The organism is Nocardiopsis sinuspersici (assembly GCF_001998325.1).
In the GTDB taxonomy this organism is placed as follows: domain Bacteria; phylum Actinomycetota; class Actinomycetes; order Streptosporangiales; family Streptosporangiaceae; genus Nocardiopsis; species Nocardiopsis sinuspersici.
Genome location: NZ_MCOK01000001.1, coordinates 4,030,275 through 4,048,436, shown reverse-complemented (window position 1 = coordinate 4,048,436; position 18,162 = coordinate 4,030,275). Strand labels below are relative to the sequence as shown.

Sequence of the window (18,162 nt, the reverse complement as noted above, 5' to 3'; positions counted from 1 at the left end):
CGACGGCGCCTGTGGCGGAGCGGGGACGCGGGGCCGCGGGCGGACCGGGACGGACGTATCCTTGTGGGGCCATGGTGTATCTGGATCACGCTGCCACGACCGATGTTCGCCCCGAGGTGGTCGCCGACGTCGCGGCCGAGCTCGGGAGCCTCGGCAACCCCTCGTCCCTGCACGGCCACGGGCGCGCCGCCCGGCGTACGGTCGAGGAGGCGCGTGAACGCGTCGCCGGAGCGCTCGGCTGCACCCCGCACGAGGTGGTCTTCACCGGCGGCGGCACCGAGTCGAACAACATCGCCGTCAAGGGCCTGTACTGGGCGCGCAACGCCGGGGACGCCGGGCCCCGCAGGACGAGGATCCTCACCAGCGCCGTCGAGCACCACGCCGCCCTCGACCCCGCGCACTGGATGGCCGAGCACCAGGGCGCCACGCACGAGAGGCTGCCCGTGGACGCGCTGGGACGCGTGAGCCCGTCCTCGCTGCGGGAGGCGATCGAGGGCGGCCCCGGCCCCGACGCGGTCGCGCTCGTGTCGGTCATGTGGGCCAACAACGAGGTGGGCACGGTGCAGCCGGTGGCCGAGCTGGCCGCCGTCGCCGCCGAGTACGGCATCCCCTTCCACACCGACGCCGTGCAGGCCGTGGGCGTGGAACCGGTCGACTTCGCCGAGAGCGGGGTGAGCGCCCTGACGGTCACCGGACACAAGCTCGGCGGGCCGGTGGGCGCGGGGGCGCTGCTGGTCGAGCGCGGCCTCGCCCCGGTAGCGGTCCTGCACGGGGGCGGGCAGGAGCGCGACATCCGTTCGGGCACCCTGTCCGCGCCGCTGCTGCGCGGGCTGGCCACGGCCCTCCACCTGGCGGTCGCCGAGCGCGAGGAGCACGCCAAGCACCTGAGGGACCTTCGCGACGAACTGGAGGAGCGGGTCCGCGCCGCGGTCCCCGACACGGTCGTCAACGGCGACCCCGGGCACAGGCTGCCGGGGATCTCGCACCTGTCCTTCCCCGGCTGCGAGGGCGACGCGCTGCTGATGCTGCTCGACGCCAAGGGCATCTCGTGCTCGACCGGCTCGGCCTGCTCGGCCGGGGTGGCCCAGCCCAGCCACGTGCTGCTGGAGATGGGGGCCGACCCCGACACGGCGCTGAGCAGCCTGCGCCTGTCGCTGGGCCGCACCTCCACGAGGGAGGACGTCGCGGCGCTGGCCGAGGCGATCGGCCCGGTCGTGGAGCGGGCCCGGAACGCGCGCGCCAAGCGCCGCCGCTGACGGGCGCCGCGCGCGGCCGGCGGTGAGGGCCGCCCCCTACTCCGCGCGGTGGACGGTGACCGACTCCAGGACCACGTCCTGTACCGGACGGTCGCCCGCGTCGGTCTCCACGTCGGTGATGCCGTTCACCACCTCCATGGACTCCTCGTCCGCGACGTGCCCGAAGATCGTGTGCATGCCGTTCAGGTGCGGGGTCGGCTCGACGGTGACGAAGAACTGCGAGCCGTTGGTGTCCGGACCGCTGTTGGCCATGGCCAGCACACCCGGCTCGTCGAACTCCCGGCCGGACCCGAGCTCGTCCTCGAAGGTGTAGCCCGGGCCTCCGCGGCCGGTGCCTTGGGGGTCGCCGCCCTGGATCATGAAATCGTCGATCACCCGGTGGAACACGGTGCCGTCGTAGAACCCGGCCTCGCCCGTCACCGGGTTGGGCACGCCCTCGCCCTCGGCCAGGCCCACGAAGTTGGCCACCGTGACGGGGGCGTCCTCCGGGAACAGCTCCACCTCGATGTCGCCCTCACTGGTGTGCAGGGTGGCGCCCTCGACACCGCTGACGTCCACGTCGGCCGGGCCGCCGGCCTGTTCGGAGCCCTCGGCCCGGTCCGGGCCGGTCGCACCGTCCTCGGAGCCGCCTCGGGCGTCGGTGCCACCGCCGCAGGCGGAGGTGGCGAGCAGGGCGGTACCGGCCAGGAGGGCCGTCATGGAAAGGGGCAGATGCTTCATCGGTTCACTTCCGGGAGGGGACTCGCTGCGGGGCGGCACACAGCGTACTCGGCCGGTCCGGGTACCACCGCCCGCAGGGTCGCGTTCGGTCATGGCGTGAACACGGCACGTCCCGCTCGTCGGGTCCCCCGTGTCCGGACCCCTCCCGGGCTCCTCCGGACCTGCCGGATCCCTCGGGCGCGGAGTTCAGGCGGAGCCCTCGGCCGCCCCGTCGCCGTCCTGTTCCCCCCGCTCCCGCCGCTTCTGCTCCTGCGCCTCCCGGGCGCGCCGGCGCTGCTCCTCCGCGCGCTCGCGGCAGCGGCGGAGGAACTCCTCGTCCTCCTCGTGGGTGGTGGCGCGGGCCCGGCGCGGGTGGTCGTACTCGGGAAAGGCCGGGGGAGGGCCGGCGGGGGCGGACGGTGCCGGGTCGCGGTGCGGACGGCCCAGGGCGAACCACAGCAGGGCCCCGAGCTTGGGCAGGAGAAGGACGACCACGGTCCAGGCGGGTTTGGGCAGCAGCCGCACGGACCCGGGGGCCGAGCCGATCACGTCGAACAGGGCGTACACCCAGACGCAGAGCGACAGCACGGTGAGCAGGAGGAGGAAGTGGGCCATGGGGGACTGTCCAATCGGGATCGGGGCACCGTTCTCGGGCATCATGGAAGCCGGGCGCCGGGGGACCGGCCGGGACCGCGCCGGGCTCCGGACGGCGCCGTCGGCTCCTTCGGGGTGCGTCAATGAATTACCACGGATCGCCGTGCCCGTCCCGTCGCTTGACCGGCGGCCCGGCACGGTAGAGGGTCGTAGAACGGCGGCGGGGTCGGTGGCACTGGCCCGAAGGTGTGCCGGGGTCGGCCCCGTCGGGCGACGGAGGAGGTTATGGGAGTGAACACTGCACTGCCGTCCGCGATGTGGCTCCCCTTCGCCGCGCGAGTACTGCGTGCGCGCTCCGACAGGGGGCTCTCGCGCGCCGAACTCGCCAAGACGGTGGGGGTGACCGACGACAAGCTCCGCGAGGTGGAGAGTGCCCACTGCAGGCCGGCGCGGTCGCTGGTCGAGCGGGTGGACACGGCCCTGGGCACAGAACACCAGCTGGTCGACGCGTGGGCGATCACCCTCCAGGCCGAGGCCTTCCCCAACGAGTTCGGCGACCAGCGCGAACTGGGCGTCCACGCCACCCACCTGTGGGAGCACCAGCCCATGGCGCTCCCGGTGTTCCTGCGCACCCGCGAGTACTCGCGGGCGGTCCTGCGTCCGCGCCACCCCGACCTGTCCCCGGACATGGTCGAGGTGATGGTGGAGGAGGAGATGGCCCACCGCGCGGAGATGACCGGGCCGGACGGGCCCGTGCTCCGGGTGGTCCTCAACGAGTCGGCGTTGCAGCGCCCCCAGGGCGGAGCGGCCGTGCTCAACGCCCAGCGCGGCTTCCTCTCCGACCTGATCGAGGCGGGCATCGTCACCATGGGCGTGATCCCCGAGCAGACCCCGCACCACCCGGGACTGGGCGGCGCCTTCCGGATGATGGACTTCGCCGACCGGCCCAGCATGGTCTACGCGTTCGCGGCCGAGGGAGGCGACCTGACCGCCGAAGCCGAACAGGTGGGCCGCTGCACCATGGTGCGCGACGCCATCGAGAACGCCGCGGTGGAGCTCACGCCGCGGTCGGAGCTGCTGACCGCCCGCTGGCCCGCGGGCTAGGCCGCGGGCGGGCCCGCCCTTGGGAGGACACCCGATGATGGGCTAGGTTGCCCGCCATGGATATCGCGATCACATCCGGATACGTCGTACCCGTCGACGGCGACCCCATCGACGGCGGTACCGTCCTCGTCACCGACGGCAGGATCACCGCCGTCGGCGCGGACGCCGACGTCACGGTCCCCGAGGGCGCCACCGTCGTCGACGCCGCGGGCAAGTGGGTGCTCCCCGGTTTCGTGGAGGCCCACGGCCACATCGGCATCGACGAGGAGGGCATCGGCTGGGCCGGTGACGACACCAACGAGATGACCGACCCCAACGGCGCACGCATGCGCGCGCTGGACGCCATCAACCCCGCCGACCGCGGCTTCGCCGACGCCCTGTCCGGGGGAGTCACCAGCTCCGTCGTCAAGCCCGGCTCGGGCAACCCCGTCGGCGGCCAGACGGTGGCCATCAAGTGCTGGGGCCGCAGCATGGAGGACCGGCTGGTCAAGCACCCGGCCAGCGTCAAGAGCGCCCTGGGCGAGAACCCCAAGCGCGTGTACGGCAACAAGGACAAACTCCCCTCCACCCGCCAGGGCGTGGCCGCGGTCATCCGCGACGCCTTCACCAAGGCCCAGGACTACAAGGCCAAGCGCGAGCACGCGTCGGCCGAGGGCACCCCGTTCGACCGGGACAACACCCTGGAGGTGCTGGTCAGGGTCCTGGACGGCGAACTCCCCTGGTGCCAGCACACGCACCGCGCCGACGACATCCACACCGCGATGCGCCTGGCCGACGAGTTCGGCTACCGGCTGATCATCAACCACTGCACCGAGGGCCACCTGCTGGCCGACGAGATCGCCGAGCGCGGTATCCCCGTCATCACCGGCCCGCTCATGACCAGCCGGTCCAAGGTGGAGGTCAACAACAAGACCCTCGCCAACCCGGGCATCCTCGACCGGGCGGGCGTCAAGGTCGCCCTGACCACCGACCACCCGGTCGTCCCGATCGAGTTCCTGGTCCACCAGGCCACCCTGTGCGTCAAGGAGGGCATGGACCCCGCGGCCGCGATCCGCGCGCTCACGGTCAACCCCGCCGAGATCATGGGCATCTCCGACCGGGTCGGCTCCCTCAAGCCGGGCCTGGACGGCGACGTGGTCGTGTGGTCGGGCGACCCGCTGGACGTGATGAGCCGTGCCCTGCGCGTGTTCGTCGAGGGCCGCGAGGTCTACACCTACGACGAGGAGAGCCGCGGGGGCACCGTGCTCGACGCCTACTACCGGGAGGGATAGGAGGGGCGCCTCCGGAGCGCTCCGACCGTGCGGTCGGCGGGCCGCCGAGACCGGCGGACCGCCGACCGCGTCCCCAGGCGGTGTTCCCTTGAGGCTGCGCTGCGCTTCGCCTCGTGCTCGTGCGCCGCAGGCACGGGAACCTTCGGCCCCTGCGGTGCGCCCGCTCGTGCCTCGCGGGCGCACCTGCGCGGCCTCCAGAACCCCGTCGGCGCCCCCGCTGTGTCGTCTTTGAGGCTCCGCTGCGCTTCGCCTCGTGCTCGGGCGCCGAAGGTACGGGAACCTTCGGATCCTCCGGTATGGCGGCTCGTTCCTCGCAGCCCCACCTACGAATCCTCCAGAACCCCGTCGGCGCCCTCGCTGTGTCGTCTTTGAGGCTGCGCTGCGCTTCGCCTCGTGCTCGGGCGCCGAAGGTACGGGAACCTTCGGCCCCTACGGTGCGCCCGCTCGTACCTCACGGGCACACCTGCGGGGCCTCCAGAACCCCGTCGGCGCCCTCGCTGTGCGGTGGCACAGGGCCGAGTCCACCGAGCGGCCTAGGACGGTCCCACCGTCCGGAAGGGGACCTCGTCCGGGAGCGGCGGTCCGCCCGCCCCGCGGAGCGCCACGGTGACCTTCTCCATGCCGGCCCTCCTCAGCGCCTCCTCCGGGCCCGCGGACTCCAGGGGCGTCAGGACGACCGGGGACCCCGCCGCGACCGGGGCCAGCAGCAGTTCCGCGTCCTCGCCGAGCAGGGTCATCGGGGCGCCGGGCTCGGCGAACAGGCCCACGCGGTCCTCGGAGGTCAGCCGCCACCGGTCCGCCCGCTGCCGCGCTCCGGCGGCCAGGGCCGCCCCGGTCCGGACCCCGGGAGCGCGCAGCGCGGGCGCCTCCGGGTCGATCGGGTACGGCGAGAAGTGGTCCCCGTACCCGCGCACCTCCACCGAGTAGTCGAGCACCATGGGCGGCACCTCGGCCAACGGCAGGCCGAGCGGGTGCAGGGAGGTGCCCACGACCTCGTCCGCGCCGCTGTCCAGGGCGGCCTCCAGGCGGTCGGCGTCGGCCACCGCGACCTGAGCCCCCTCGGGCAGGTCCGCGCCCGGCCGGACGAACTCCGCCACGGCGCCCACCGACCAGCACGAGACCAGCCACACCAGCGACTGCCAGTGCACCGGCAGGGCGACCACGACCCGGTCGCCGGGTTGCGAGCCGAGTCCGTCCACCAACATGTTCGAGGTCTTGGACACCCAGTTGTCGAAGGTGGCGCGGGACAGCTCCACCCGGCCGCCCGAGGCGTCGTAGGAGGTCACGAACGGTCGGGACGGGTCGGCGGACACCAGGGCGCGCCACAGCTGCGCGGGAGTTTCGGACATGACCGCCACTCTAGGGCGTACCCGCCGGACATGCCCGGGGCGTGCGCGGAAGGCCACCGCGCCGACGCACCGGTGTCCCGGCGGTGACCCGACCGGGGCCGTAAGGCAACGCAACGGTGACGTCGCCCGGCCCCGCGAAAACCATCGGGCGCTGACCAGCGCACACACCCCGGAGCCGGCCCGGGCCGGCGGCGCGCGGACGCCTTCCGGGGGTGCCGCGTTGTGTGCGCCGTGTTCCGGAAACTGCCACAGTTGTCCCATGCGCTTGCCTCCCGGACGGTTCCTCGCCCGTGTCACCGCGCTCCCCGCGATCGCCCTCTCGGCCTGGCTCCTGGTGGCCTTCCCCCTCCTGGCCCTGGGGTCCCTCACCCCGCTGGTGGCCGCCGTCCTCGGCGTGCCCGCCGTGGTCGCGGCCTGCGCGCTGGTGCCCCGACTGGTCCCGGACCCGCCGGAGGAGGAGAACGTGCCCTGGTGGCCGGTCGTCCTCGTCCTGGTGGTCGTGGTCGCCTTCGCCGCCGTGCAGATCGCCTACCACGCCGAGGCCCTGGTCATCCGCCGTGACCCGGCCTCCTACGCCATGTACACCGCGTGGATCGCCGAGAACGGGTACCTGCCCATCCCGCAGCAGCGGGAGCTCATCGCGGGCGACGACCCCTCGCTCAGCTACCAGAGCCTGGCCCACTACGCGCGCGGCGACGTCATCTGGCCCCAGTTCATGGCCGGGGCCCCGCTGGTGACCGCCGTCGGCTACTGGTGGGGCGGGCTCGACGGAATGCTCGTGACCACCCCGGTCCTGGGCGCGCTGGGCGTGCTCACCTTCGCGGGGCTCACCGCCCGCCTGGTCGGGGCCCGCTGGGCGCCGCTGGGCGCCCTGGTCCTGGCCGCGTGCCTGCCCCAGCAGTGGGTCAGCCGCTTCACCTACAGCGAGCCCGTCACCCAGATCCTCCTGCTCGGCGGACTGGTCCTGGCCTACGACGCACTCGTGCGGCGCACGTGGATCACCGACCGCTGGTCGTCCGCCCACACACTGGCCGCCGCGGCCGGGCTGGCGTTCGGCCTGGGGCTGGTGGTGCGCATCGACGCGATCCGAGACCTGCTGCCCGTGGTCGGGTTCGTCGGACTGCTGCTGCTCGCCCGGCGCGGGCAGGCGCTGCCGCTGCTGGGCGGCGTGGCCGTCGGCACGGGCCTCGGCCTGTACGCCGGGTACGGGCTGTCCCTGCCCTACCTGGAGTACCTGTCCGACTCCCTCAACCCCCTGCTGCTGATCAGCGCCGTCGTCATCGTGGTCACGGTCGTGGCCACCGCCGCCCTGTGGCGCCACGGGATCCCGCACGTGGAACGCGTCCGCTGGCTCCCGGGCGTGGTGGCCGCGCTCGTGCTGCTCACCATGGTGCTGCTCGCCGTCCGCCCCCTGCTGTGGCCCGACTACGGGCACGGCAGCGACTTCACCGACGGCTGGGTCGCCTACGTCCAGCAGCGTGAGGGCCTGTCCGTCGAGGGCAGCCGCACCTACTACGACATGAGCCTGTACTGGGTGGGCTGGTACGTGGGCCTGGCCACCGTCCTGTTCGCCTCCCTCGGCGTCGCACTCGTACTGCGCCGCCTCTTCCAGCGGCGCGACCCCCAGTGGCTGCTGCCCGCCATGCTGCTGGTGTGGACGGTGACCACCACCCTGCTGCGCCCCGCCATCACCCCCGACCACCCCTGGGCCAGCAGACGGCTGGTCGCGCTGGTCATCCCGGCCTTCGTCCTGTTCGCCGTGTGGTTCCTGGCCTGGCTCACCCGCTACTGCGCCGTCGCCGCCCACTCCGACCGGCACACCCTCCCCGCCCGCGCGCTCCCGGCCGTGGTCGCCGCCGTCACCGCGGCCGCGCTGGTCGTGCCGACCGTCATCACCGCGACCGACACGGTCAGGGTGAGGTCGACCGGCCCTGTCCTGTGGAACCCGTTCACCACGGAGGTCTCCGTCGCCCCGGAGAACGGCACGCTCAGAGTGGAGGCAGCCGGCCTCGTTCGGGGGGACCCGTTCACCATGGTGGTCGAGGCCGACGGAGTGATGGGCTACAGACAGGACGTCGGCACGGTCGACGCCACGCACCGTCTCTGCGCGGCGCTGCCCGAGGACGCCTCGGTGGTCGTGGTCGACTCCGGTATGGCCGGGAACTACATGCCGCTGCTGCGCAACGTCTGCGGCGTGCCCACCGCGGCCATGAACGAACCGACCCCGCGGGACGTGGACCGCGTCGTCTCCGAGATCCACGAACGCGACCGCGACGCCGTGCTCGCCTCGTCGGACTGGGAGCAGCTCGAACGGCTGGCCGGCGGCGGGACGGAGGCCGAGCGGCCCTTCCACGTCGTCGCCCGGATGGATCCGAGTACCCTCATGGAACCGCCCACCGGTTCCTGGGCCTTCATCGGAAGCGTGTGGGTGTCCGTCCTCCCCGACGAGGGATGAGCCGGTCCCCCCGCCTTCCGCACCCGACCGCACCCCGTTGAGAAGAACCATGAGCGACACACGCGACGACGTCCCCCAGAAGCACGGCCAGGACCAGCCGGTCCGCGTCACCATCGTGCTGCCCTGCTACAACGAGGAGGCCCACGTCGTCGACGAGGTCAAACGGATCTGCTCCGCCATGGACGGGTCCGGGTACGGCTACGAGCTGCTCGCCGTGGACGACGCCTCCACCGACGAGACCCTCGCCCGGCTGAGGGACGTGGAGGGCCTCTACCCGCACATGCGCGTCATCGCCTTCGGGCACAACGGCGGGTCGGGCACCGTCCGCCGGATCGGCAGCCAGCGGGCGCGCGGCGAGTTCGTCGTGTGGACCGACGCGGACATGAGCTACCCCAACGAGCGCATCCCCGAACTGGTCGCCATGCTCGACGCCGACCCCGGGACCGACCAGGTCGTGGGTGCGCGGAGCCAGGAGATGGGCAGCCACAAGGCGCTGCGGGTGCCCGCCAAGTGGGTCATCCGCAAGATCGCCGAGAACCTCACCAACACGCGGATCCCCGACCTCAACTCCGGGCTGCGCGTGTTCCGGCGCGACGTCGCCCGCCCCTACCTGAAGCTGCTGCCGCCCGGGTTCTCCTGCGTCACCACCATCACCCTGGCCTTCCTGTCCAACCAGCACCCCGTCATGTACGTGCCCATCGAGTACGCCAAGCGGGCGGGCAGGTCCAAGTTCCACTTCGTCAGCGACGCCTACCGGTACATCCTCCAGGTGCTGCGCATGGTGATGTACTTCAACCCGCTCAAGGTGATGATGCCGCCCGCCCTGGCGCTGCTCGGCCTCGGCGCGGCCAAGTTCGTCTTCGACCAGGTGCGCCACCCGCTGTACGTCCCCAACAACACCGTCATGATCCTCATGACCGGCCTGATCATCGCGGCGATCGGGCTGCTGGCCGACCTGATCGTGCGCTCCCGGGAGGGCGCGTGAGCGCTGTGGCCCGGGTCGCGCTCGTGGGGCCCGCGCACCCGTACAAGGGCGGCGGCGCCAGGCACACCACCGAGCTGGCGCACCGGCTGCGGGCGCTCGGCCACCCGACGACCGTGGAGTCCTGGCGGGCGCAGTACCCGGCCGCCCTCTACCCGGGGCGGCAGACCATCGACGCTCCCGAGGGAGAGCCCTACCCCGGCACCCGCCACGAGCTGGCCTGGTACCGGCCGGACGGGTGGTGGCGCACCGGGCGGCGCCTGGCCCGCGACGCCGACCTGGTGGTGCTCACCCTCTTCTCGCCCGTCCAGGTGCCCGCCTACCTCGGCATCCTCGCGGGGGTGCGCTCGCGGCGGGGTGCGCGGACGCGCGTGGTGGTGCTGTGCCACAACGTGCTGCCCCACGAGCGGCGGGCCGTGGACGTGTCCCTCGTCCGGGCCCTGCTGCGCCGGGTGGACGCGGTGGTCACGCACTCGCCTGAGCAGGCACGCCTCGCCGAGGGGCTGCGGGGACCGGGCCGCCGGGGCGTGGCGGTCGCCGAGATGCCGCCGCACCTGCCCGAGACCGGCGGCGCCTCCGAGCCGCCGCCGGGGGAGCGGCGGCACCTGCTGTTCCTGGGCATCGTCCGCCCCTACAAGGGGGTCGACCTTCTGCTGGAGGCCCTGGCCCACGGCGCGCCCGACGACGTGGCGCTCACCGTGGCCGGGGAGTTCTGGGGCGGCACCGAGGAGCTGGAGGCGCTGGCCACACGGCTGGGGATCGCCGACCGGGTGCGGCTGCGGGACGGGTACGTGCCCGCCGGCGAGCTGCCGGAACTGTTCGCGTCGGCCGACGCCGTGGTGCTGCCGTACCGGACCGCCACCGCCACCCAGAACGTGTGGCTGGCGCACGAGCACGGCCTGCCGGTGGTGGCCACCCGGGCCGGGACCCTCGCCGACCACGTGCGCGGGGGCGTCGACGGGGTGCTGTGCGAGCCGGGCGACGCGGCCGACCTGGCCCGGGCGCTGGGGGAGTTCTACGCCCCCGGGGAACCCGAGCGGCTGCGCGCCGGGGTCCGCCCGGTGGACGCCGAGCCGTACTGGCGGGCCTACACCGGCATCCTGCTGGAGGCGTGAGGCCGCCGCTCCGCCCCGGTGGGCGGGTGCGGAGCGGCGGCCTCACACCGTGTCACTCCTCCGTCAGCGGGTGCTCGGCCACGTCGGGCCACTCGTCGGTCCACTCGGCGGCCTCGTAGAGGCGGTACTCGACCACGTCACCGGGTTCGCTCCAGTCGGCCTCCGACGCCGAGGGCTCGACCACCACCCGTTCGACGGACCGCACCGTCCCCGTCCCGGGGTCGAACAGGATCCGTTCCTCGTACCGGCCCCGCTCCGCGTCACCGAGGTCGAAGGCGACGCCCACGGCGGGCCGTCCGGACAGGTCCTCCGTCACCCCCTCGGCCGCACGGACACCGGGCATACCCGCCAGGACCTCGTACACACCCGCCCTGACCTCGGGAGGAAGGGGGAGGGTCAGCGTGCCCTTGAGAAGAGCGAACCGCTGCTCGGGTTCGCTGTGGTAACCCTCCTCGGCGAGCGCCTCCTCCCGGAACTCCCGCTCAAGTGCGTCCTGGGGCCGCCCGTCCCACAGGATCTCCTCCAACCGCTCGGGGTCGGGGGGAAGCTCCTGGAGCTCCTGGGGGGCCAACGAGCCATAGCCGAAGCCGTACCCCGTGGGGCCGGCGTCCGCGGGGCCGTCGCCCTCCTCGGCGGTGGGGATCTCCGGGCGCTCGGCTCCGGGGTCGCGGGGCCAGAACGTGGGGGAGCCGTCGCGCTCCCACGCCGGCCGGTCGTCCTCGTCGACCAGGGACCAGTCCGTCGAGGGGATGTCGTTGGTGGAGAGGCCCTTCTCCAGGTGCATCCACCGCTCCTCCTCGTAGACCCGGTACACCCCGTACCTGTCGTCCTCGGGACCCACACCCCAGGCACGGCCCCAGGTGTAGTGCTGGTACCAGACGGCCCCGTCGGGCCGTGGGGCCCCGGCGGCGGCCTCGGCGACGGGGGCCATGACCTCCATCGCACTGTCGGCGTCCCCGGGTCCGTTCGAGGAGCCGGGAGGAGGACCCGCCGCCACCGTGTCCGGTTCCATGAGGTCGGCCGGGCCCAGGACCAGGAAGGCGAACACGGCGGCGGCCGTCAGCACGGCCGCGCCGGACAGGGCCAGGGGCAGCAGTGACACCGGGCGGGTCCGGGACGCGGGGCGTTCGCCGCCCGGGCGCCAGCCCGTGCGCACGGCCAGTTCCTCGGGGCCGGACTCGGGAACGTCCGCCCTCATGCGGCGCAGGTGGTCGAGTTCGTTCACCGGTGGTCCTCCTCCTTCGTGGGCGTGGTGGCTGCGGTGGCGTCGGTCGTGGCGGCGAGCGCGGCGCGCACGCGCTTGCGGGCGCGGTGCAGCCGGGAGCGCACGGTGCCCACCGGGACACCGAGCACCAGGGCGGTCTCCTCGTAGGTCAGCTCTCCCCAGGCGACCAGCAGGAGGGTGTCCCGGTCACCCTTGGAGAGCCGGGCCAGGGCGGCGGCCAGGCTGCCGGACAGCGACGTGGCGTCCACGCGCTCGGCCGCGCGGTCGGCGAAGCCCTCCAGGACGGGGTCCACGCCGGTCCGGGCCAGGGCCCGGTAGTGGCGCGTCTCCGTGCGGTGGTGGCGGCGCACCAGGTTGGCGGCGATCCGCCACAGCCAGGGGCGGGCGTCGGGGCGACCCGGGTCGTAGCGGTGGCGCTTGCGGAAGGCGATGTGGAAGGTCTCGGCCACCACGTCGTCGGCGTCAGGACCGCCCAGCCGCCGGGCGGCGTAGCGGTGCAGCGCGGGCGCGTGGCGGCGGAAGATCTCGCCGAACCGCGTCGGCTCGTCCAGCGACCGCCGGATGACGGCCGCGTCGGGTTCCGGGCCGCCGGACGCGGCGGCCCGGAAGGCGGTGGAGGGCATGGGGGGTCCGATCACGTCGGGCTCGGGTCGGGGTGGTCTCACACCCCTACTAGCCCGATCCCCGCGAAGGGGTTCACGGGCTGTCCGACCTCGTGCGTGTGATGGCCGGCACACGCCGCGCGGGGCGGGTGCATGGGGGCGGCGGCCGTCGGGGGCCGAGGGCTGGAGTCCGCTCCCGTGCCGGGCGCGTTCCGCCGCCCCGGACGGCGGCGGATCAGGCGGGCGGAGCGTCCACGCTCTCCGGCGGGCGGGCGGTACGCCCCGACAGCAGTACCGACAGCCCGGCCCAGCCCACGTCCGCGGCCGTCATCACCAGCCGCGACAGCACCGCCACCACCAGCGCCGCACCCGCGTCCAGCACCGGGGACAGCGCCACCACCAGCACCGCCTCGCGCACCCCCAGGCCCGCCGGGGCGAACACCACCAGCAGCCCCAGCGTCCACGCCAGCGCGTAGCCGCCCGCCGCCGGGCCGAGCGACCGCAGCGCCTCGCCGCCCACCGCCCAGGTCAGCAGCCACACGTGCAGCCCCAGGGGCACCCACGCCACCAGGGTCCATCCCACGGAGGCGGCCACGGCCCGGCCCCGCACGTCCAGGGGCCCGGCCCCGGCGACCTCGCGGAACCGGGCGAACGGGCGGGCAGCCAGCCGGATCCCCCAGCCCAGCACACGCGGGTGCAGCGCGGCGAGCAGCAGCGGGGCCAGCGCCAGCGCCCACCACCAGCGCCGGGCCGCCCCCGCCGAGGACAGGGGCAGCGCCACCGCCGCGACCGCCAGGCTCACCGCGACCGTCACCGCCACCGCGAGCAGCGTCGCCGCCGCACCGCGCGACCTCGGCACCCTCCAGTCGCGGGCCAGTTCCACCTGCGCGACGAACGCCCACACCGAACCCGGCAGGTACTTGCCGAGCTGGCCCACGAACATGACGCGGGCCGCCACCCGGTACGGCAGCGGCGAACCCATGCCGGCCAGCAGCGCACGCCAGGCGAGCATCTGCGCCGTCAGCCCCGCCATGCCCGCCAGCACCGCGGCGGGCAGCACCCACAGCGGCAGCGACGCCACCGCGTCGCGGGCCTGCTCCCAGTTCGCGCGCAGGGCCAGCCCCGCGCACGCGCACACCACCAGGAACAGCGCCAACCGCACCCACGGGTTGCCGCGCAGCCGACTCAGCACGTTGTCTCCCTCCGTACGCGCCGACCCTACGCCGCGCGTACCACCTCCCCGTTCCCGCGTGGGGCCCGCATCCCCGGCGCCTCCGCCGTTTGCGCGCCGAGCGGTGATGCGTCCACAGGTACGAAAGTACCGGGGCGTAGGGTGCGCTCTATGAGTGGTGAGAACGACCCGGCCCCCGTCCCCTCCCCGACCCCGTCCGCCATGCGCAGGGCGTTGGCCCGCGCCCGGGACGGCAAGACCCTCGACGTCACCGAGGCCGAGGTGCTCCTGCACGCCAGGGGCGAAGATCTGGAGACCCTCCTCGAACACGCCGGAAGAGTGCGCGACGCCGGACTGGAGGCCGCAGGCCGCCCCGGTGTCATCACCTACAGCCGCAAGGTGTTCGTCCCCCTGACCCGCCTGTGCCGCGACCGCTGCCACTACTGCACGTTCGCCACGGTGCCCGGCCGCCTCGACGCGCCGTTCCTGTCGCCCGACGAGGTTTTGGAGATCGCCCGGCAGGGTGCCGCCATGGGCTGCAAGGAGGCCCTGTTCACCCTCGGCGACCGGCCGGAGGACCGCTGGAAGCAGGCCGCCGAGTGGCTCAACGCCCACGGCTACGACGACACCCTGTCCTACGTCCGGGCCATGGCCATCATGGTGCTGGAGGAGACCGGCCTCCTCCCGCACCTCAACCCCGGTGTGCTCACCTGGACCGACTTCCAGCGGCTCAAGCCCGTCTCCCCGTCCATGGGGATGATGCTGGAGACCACCTCCACCCGGCTGTTCACCGAGAAGGGCCAGGCCCACTACGGCAGCCCCGACAAGGACCCGGCGGTGCGGCTGCGCGTGCTGGAGGACGCCGGGCGGTCCAGCGTCCCCTTCACGACCGGGATCCTCCTCGGCATCGGCGAGAACACCGCCGAGCGGGCCGAGTCGATCTTCGCGATGCGCGGGGCCTCCCGCCGCTACGGCGGCATCCAGGAGGTCATCGTGCAGAACTTCCGGGCCAAGCCCGAGACGGCGATGATGCACCGCCCCGACACCGAACGCGAGGAGATGGCCGCCGCGATCGCCGTCACCCGCCTGGTCATGGGGCCCAGGGCGCACGTGCAGGCGCCGCCCAACCTGATCGGCGCCGAGCACGGCGGCGTGGACGAGTACGGGCTGATGATCCGCGCGGGCATCGACGACTGGGGCGGCGTCTCCCCGCTGACGCCCGACCACGTCAACCCCGAGCGCCCCTGGCCGCAGATCGACGACCTGGCCGAGCGCACCGCCTCCCACGGCTTCACGCTGCGCGAGCGGCTCACCGTCTACCCCGAGTACGTCAGGACCGGGGAGCCGTGGCTGGACCCGCGCGTGGCCGGGCACGTGGCCGCGCTCGCCGACCCCGAGACCGGACTGGCCCGCGAGGACGCGCCCGTGGTGGGCCGGCCCTGGCAGGAGCCCGAGGCGGTGCTGGTCTCCTCCGGCCGCACGGAGCTGCACACGGAGATCGACACCGAGGGCCGCACCGGCGACCGGCGCGGGGACTTCGACGCCGTCTACGGCGACTGGGACGAGCTGCGCCCGGGCGTGGACCGCCAGGGGGCCGTGCCGCACAGGTTCGACCCCGACATCGCCGCCGCGCTGCGCAGCGCCGAGGCCGACCCCGCGGGCCTGTCCGACGACGAGGCGCTCGCGCTGCTGCACGCCGACGGGGACGAACTGGAGGCGCTGACCTCCCTGGCCGACCGGGTGCGCCAGGACGTGGTGGGCGACGACGTCACCTACGTGGTGACCAGGAACATCAACTTCACCAACGTCTGCTACACCGGGTGCCGGTTCTGCGCGTTCGCCCAGCGCCGCACCGACGCCGACGCCTACACGCTCTCCCTGGACCAGGTGGCCGACCGCGCCGAGGAGGCGTGGAAGTCCGGGGCGACCGAAGTGTGCATGCAGGGCGGCATCCACCCGGACCTGCCCGGCACCGCCTACTTCGACATCGCCTCCGCCGTACGCGACCGCGTCCCGGACATGCACGTCCACGCGTTCAGCCCGATGGAGGTGGTCAACGGGGCCTCGCGCACCAACCTGCCGGTCCGCGAGTGGCTGACCCGCGCCCGCGACGCCGGGCTCGGCTCCATCCCGGGCACCGCTGCGGAGATCCTCGACGACGAGGTCCGCTGGATCCTCACCAAGGGCAAGCTGCCCTCCAGCGAGTGGATCGACGTGATCACCTCCGCCCACGACCTGGGCATCCCCACCACGTCCACGATGATGTACGGGCACGTGGACTCGCCGAGGCACTGGGTGGCGCACATCAAGCTGCTGCGCTCCCTGCAGGAGCGGTCGGTGGAGCGCAACGGCCGCCGCGGGTTCACCGAGTTCGTGCTGCTGCCGTTCGTGCACACCAACGCGCCCATCTACCTGGCCGGGCTGGCCCGCACCGGGCCGACCGTGCGGGAGAACCGGGCGGTGCACGCCCTGGCCCGCCTGCTGCTGCACGGGCACATCGACAACATCCAGTGCTCGTGGGTCAAGCTCGCCGAGGACACCTGCCGCCAGCTGCTCGCGGGCGGGGTGAACGACGTGGGCGGCACCCTGATGGAGGAGACCATCAGCCGGATGGCCGGGTCGGGGCAGGGGTCGTTCAAGACCATCAGCGACATCCGCGCCCTGGTCGAGCCGACGGGCCGCCCCGTCCGCCAGCGCACCACCACCTACGGTCCCGTGTCCGAGGAGCGCCGGCGCACCGCCGAGGCCAGCGACGGCGTGGCCTCCAGCGTCCTGCGGCCCACCCTGCCCGTGGTCTGACGCCCCGGGCCCGGGACGGGGAGCACGGGCGGAGCACGGCCGACGGGCGCGTCACCACCGGTGTTCCGGAGGGGCCGTGCCCGCGGTGGCGCGAAGCCGGGACGGAGCCGGGAACGCAAGGACGAAGGGGCGAAGCGCCGGAGGACGGCGCCTCGCCCCTTCTCGGGGGTGGCGGCCCGTCACCGAGGGGAGTGTGCGACGGGCCGCCGGGGAGCCGCGTGTAGCGGGAGAGGGACGGGGGATCCCTCCACGCGGCCTTGTGCTAGCAGGCGCCGACGAGCCTCCAGACACCCCACTCGCCGGTCGTCCCGGGCTCCTCGCCACGGGTCCACCACTCGGCGCGGTACTCCGAGCCCTCGTGGGAGACCACGTCGCCGCCGGTGTAGGTGCTGTCGGCGGACCACGCCGGGGAGGCGCAGTCACCGGGCTCGCCGGTCGGCTCGTCCGTGGGCTCGTCGGTCGGCTCGTCCGTGGAGCCGCCGTCGCCGGGGCCGCCGGCCAGGCGGGCCGAGAGGGTCTCGGCGAAGGCGTAGCCGCTGGTGGCGTCCCAGTTGATCGACCAGGTCATCACGCCGCCGATGGTGCCGTACGGGGTGTCCGGCGAGAAGGACCCGCAGTTGGTCCCCGCCTCGAGGCAGTCCAGGGCCCGGACGACCTGGCTGGGCGCCATGTAGCCGCCTCCGGCGGCCGACTGGACGGCGGGCAGGCCGAGGCCCACCTGGTCCGGGCTCAGGCCCATCTCCAGCTGGATGCAGGCCAGCGAGGCGACGAAGTCGACGGTGCCCTGGGAGTACACCTGGTTGTCGCACCCCAGCATCGAGCCGGAGTTGTAGTACTGCATGTTCACGATGGTGAGGATGTCGGAGATGTTCGACGCCAGCTTGTAGTACTCCCGGTCCGGGCTCTGGAAGTCGATGGTCTGCGGTGCCATCGTGATGATCAGGTCCGAACCGGCCTGACCGCTCAGGTCGTGCAGGGCGTCGGACATGTACTGGGCGTTGACGCCGTGCTCCAGGTCGATGTCGACCCCGTCGAAGCCGTACTCCTGCATCAGCTGGTACGTGGTGTCGGCGAAGTTGCGGGCCTGGGTCGCGTTGGCGACGTCCACGTGCCCGAGCTGGCCGCCCACGGAGATGATCACCTTGCGGCCCTCGGCCTGGATGGCGGCGATGTCGTCGCGGAACTGCTGGTCGGTGTAGCCGCCCAGCTCCTCGCTGGCGAGGTCGAAGGTGATCCCGCCGTCGAGGGTGGGGTGGTTCTCGGCGAAGGCGACGGCCACCAGGTTGTACTCGGAGGGGACCTCGGACAACGGCATCACGGTGGAGCCGTTGGAGAAGTTGTGCCAGTATCCGGTGAGCCACTGGCCGGTCTGCTGTGCCTGGACGGACTCGCCGTCGGCCACGGTCTCCACCTCGGTGGGGGCCGGGGAGAGCTGGCTGAAGCCGGCGAGGAGTCCGGCGGTCAGGAGGGCGAACGCACCGGTCAGCGCGGCCTTCGCGCCTCTGGAAGCGGTCCTGCGGCGGTGTTCGAGCATCAGGGG

General features: G+C 73.5%; 14 protein-coding genes. 7 read left to right on the top strand and 7 right to left on the bottom strand.

Annotation, left to right across the window (positions count from 1 at the left end; translation table 11 throughout):
- Positions 1 to 71: 71 nt before the first annotated feature.
- Positions 72 to 1,256, top strand: a complete 1,185-nt coding sequence (locus tag NOSIN_RS17445; RefSeq protein ID WP_077691776.1) for a cysteine desulfurase family protein — start codon at positions 72 to 74, stop codon at positions 1,254 to 1,256.
- Between the two features lie 36 nt (positions 1,257 to 1,292).
- Here the strand turns inward: NOSIN_RS17445 and NOSIN_RS17440 are convergent, their stop codons facing one another.
- Both NOSIN_RS17440 and NOSIN_RS17435 read right to left on the bottom strand, forming a co-directional pair.
- A complete protein-coding gene (locus NOSIN_RS17440; protein WP_077691775.1) occupies positions 1,293 to 1,976 on the bottom strand; it encodes a peptidylprolyl isomerase in 684 nt (227 codons plus the stop codon).
- Between the two features lie 186 nt (positions 1,977 to 2,162).
- Positions 2,163 to 2,570 carry a PLDc N-terminal domain-containing protein gene (locus NOSIN_RS17435; RefSeq protein WP_077691774.1) on the bottom strand — a complete coding sequence of 136 codons (408 nt, stop codon included), beginning with the start codon at positions 2,568 to 2,570 and terminating at the stop codon, positions 2,163 to 2,165.
- Positions 2,571 to 2,834: 264 nt separating this feature from the next.
- On the opposite strand from NOSIN_RS17435, the gene NOSIN_RS17430 reads away from it, so the two are divergent.
- Positions 2,835 to 3,653, top strand: a complete 819-nt coding sequence (locus tag NOSIN_RS17430; RefSeq protein WP_170293629.1) for a helix-turn-helix domain-containing protein — start codon at positions 2,835 to 2,837, stop codon at positions 3,651 to 3,653.
- A gap of 56 nt (positions 3,654 to 3,709) precedes the next feature.
- Positions 3,710 to 4,924: an amidohydrolase gene (locus NOSIN_RS17425; protein WP_077691773.1), complete on the top strand. Its 1,215-nt coding sequence runs from the start codon at positions 3,710 to 3,712 to the stop codon at positions 4,922 to 4,924.
- A gap of 533 nt (positions 4,925 to 5,457) precedes the next feature.
- Here NOSIN_RS17425 and NOSIN_RS17420 read toward each other — a convergent pair.
- Positions 5,458 to 6,273: a TIGR03089 family protein gene (locus NOSIN_RS17420; protein WP_077693629.1), complete on the bottom strand. Its 816-nt coding sequence runs from the start codon at positions 6,271 to 6,273 to the stop codon at positions 5,458 to 5,460.
- Positions 6,274 to 6,532: 259 nt separating this feature from the next.
- Here NOSIN_RS17420 and NOSIN_RS17415 point away from each other — a divergent pair, with 259 nt between their 5' ends.
- The 3 genes from NOSIN_RS17415 to NOSIN_RS17405 are packed head-to-tail and all read left to right on the top strand — an operon-like array spanning position 6,533 to position 10,825.
- Positions 6,533 to 8,728: a hypothetical protein gene (locus NOSIN_RS17415; protein ID WP_143832951.1), complete on the top strand. Its 2,196-nt coding sequence runs from the start codon at positions 6,533 to 6,535 to the stop codon at positions 8,726 to 8,728.
- Positions 8,729 to 8,777: 49 nt separating this feature from the next.
- A complete protein-coding gene (locus NOSIN_RS17410) occupies positions 8,778 to 9,713 on the top strand; it encodes a glycosyltransferase family 2 protein (RefSeq protein WP_077691772.1) in 936 nt (311 codons plus the stop codon).
- Entirely contained in the window at positions 9,710 to 10,825 is a 1,116-nt protein-coding gene (locus NOSIN_RS17405) for a glycosyltransferase family 4 protein (RefSeq protein WP_077691771.1), read from the top strand. The genes NOSIN_RS17410 and NOSIN_RS17405 overlap by 4 nt, the downstream gene beginning before the upstream one ends.
- A 52-nt stretch (positions 10,826 to 10,877) precedes the next feature.
- Here NOSIN_RS17405 and NOSIN_RS17400 read toward each other — a convergent pair whose 3' ends face one another.
- The 3 genes from NOSIN_RS17400 to NOSIN_RS17390 form a co-directional block, all read right to left on the bottom strand.
- Positions 10,878 to 12,050, bottom strand: a complete 1,173-nt coding sequence (locus NOSIN_RS17400; protein ID WP_077691770.1) for a CU044_5270 family protein — start codon at positions 12,048 to 12,050, stop codon at positions 10,878 to 10,880.
- On the bottom strand, positions 12,047 to 12,673 hold the full coding sequence (locus NOSIN_RS17395; protein WP_077691769.1) for an RNA polymerase sigma factor: 627 nt from the start codon (positions 12,671 to 12,673) through the stop codon (positions 12,047 to 12,049). The genes NOSIN_RS17400 and NOSIN_RS17395 overlap by 4 nt, the downstream gene beginning before the upstream one ends.
- 214 nt (positions 12,674 to 12,887) lie before the next feature.
- Entirely contained in the window at positions 12,888 to 13,844 is a 957-nt protein-coding gene (locus tag NOSIN_RS17390) for a lysylphosphatidylglycerol synthase domain-containing protein (RefSeq protein ID WP_077691768.1), read from the bottom strand.
- 150 nt (positions 13,845 to 13,994) lie between these two features.
- On the opposite strand from NOSIN_RS17390, the gene NOSIN_RS17385 reads away from it, so the two are divergent.
- Positions 13,995 to 16,622, top strand: coding sequence for a bifunctional FO biosynthesis protein CofGH (locus tag NOSIN_RS17385; RefSeq protein ID WP_077691767.1), 2,628 nt, complete (start codon positions 13,995 to 13,997; stop codon positions 16,620 to 16,622).
- A gap of 262 nt (positions 16,623 to 16,884) precedes the next feature.
- On the opposite strand, the gene NOSIN_RS17380 is transcribed toward NOSIN_RS17385, so the two are convergent.
- Complete coding sequence (locus NOSIN_RS17380; RefSeq protein ID WP_077691766.1) at positions 16,885 to 18,156, bottom strand: glycosyl hydrolase family 18 protein; 1,272 nt, start codon at positions 18,154 to 18,156, stop codon at positions 16,885 to 16,887.
- Between the last annotated feature and the right edge of the window lie 6 nt (positions 18,157 to 18,162).

Coding starts and splice junctions, on each gene's coding strand:
- NOSIN_RS17435 (WP_077691774.1), bottom strand. CDS start 2,570: ATGGCCCACTTCCTCCTCCTGCTCACCGTGCTGTCGCTCTGCGTCTGG.
- NOSIN_RS17380 (WP_077691766.1), bottom strand. CDS start 18,156: ATGCTCGAACACCGCCGCAGGACCGCTTCCAGAGGCGCGAAGGCCGCG.
- NOSIN_RS17415 (WP_143832951.1), top strand. CDS start 6,533: ATGCGCTTGCCTCCCGGACGGTTCCTCGCCCGTGTCACCGCGCTCCCC.
- NOSIN_RS17385 (WP_077691767.1), top strand. CDS start 13,995: ATGAGTGGTGAGAACGACCCGGCCCCCGTCCCCTCCCCGACCCCGTCC.
- NOSIN_RS17410 (WP_077691772.1), top strand. CDS start 8,778: ATGAGCGACACACGCGACGACGTCCCCCAGAAGCACGGCCAGGACCAG.
- NOSIN_RS17395 (WP_077691769.1), bottom strand. CDS start 12,673: ATGCCCTCCACCGCCTTCCGGGCCGCCGCGTCCGGCGGCCCGGAACCC.
- NOSIN_RS17420 (WP_077693629.1), bottom strand. CDS start 6,273: ATGTCCGAAACTCCCGCGCAGCTGTGGCGCGCCCTGGTGTCCGCCGAC.
- NOSIN_RS17440 (WP_077691775.1), bottom strand. CDS start 1,976: ATGAAGCATCTGCCCCTTTCCATGACGGCCCTCCTGGCCGGTACCGCC.
- NOSIN_RS17425 (WP_077691773.1), top strand. CDS start 3,710: ATGGATATCGCGATCACATCCGGATACGTCGTACCCGTCGACGGCGAC.
- NOSIN_RS17445 (WP_077691776.1), top strand. CDS start 72: ATGGTGTATCTGGATCACGCTGCCACGACCGATGTTCGCCCCGAGGTG.
- NOSIN_RS17430 (WP_170293629.1), top strand. CDS start 2,835: ATGGGAGTGAACACTGCACTGCCGTCCGCGATGTGGCTCCCCTTCGCC.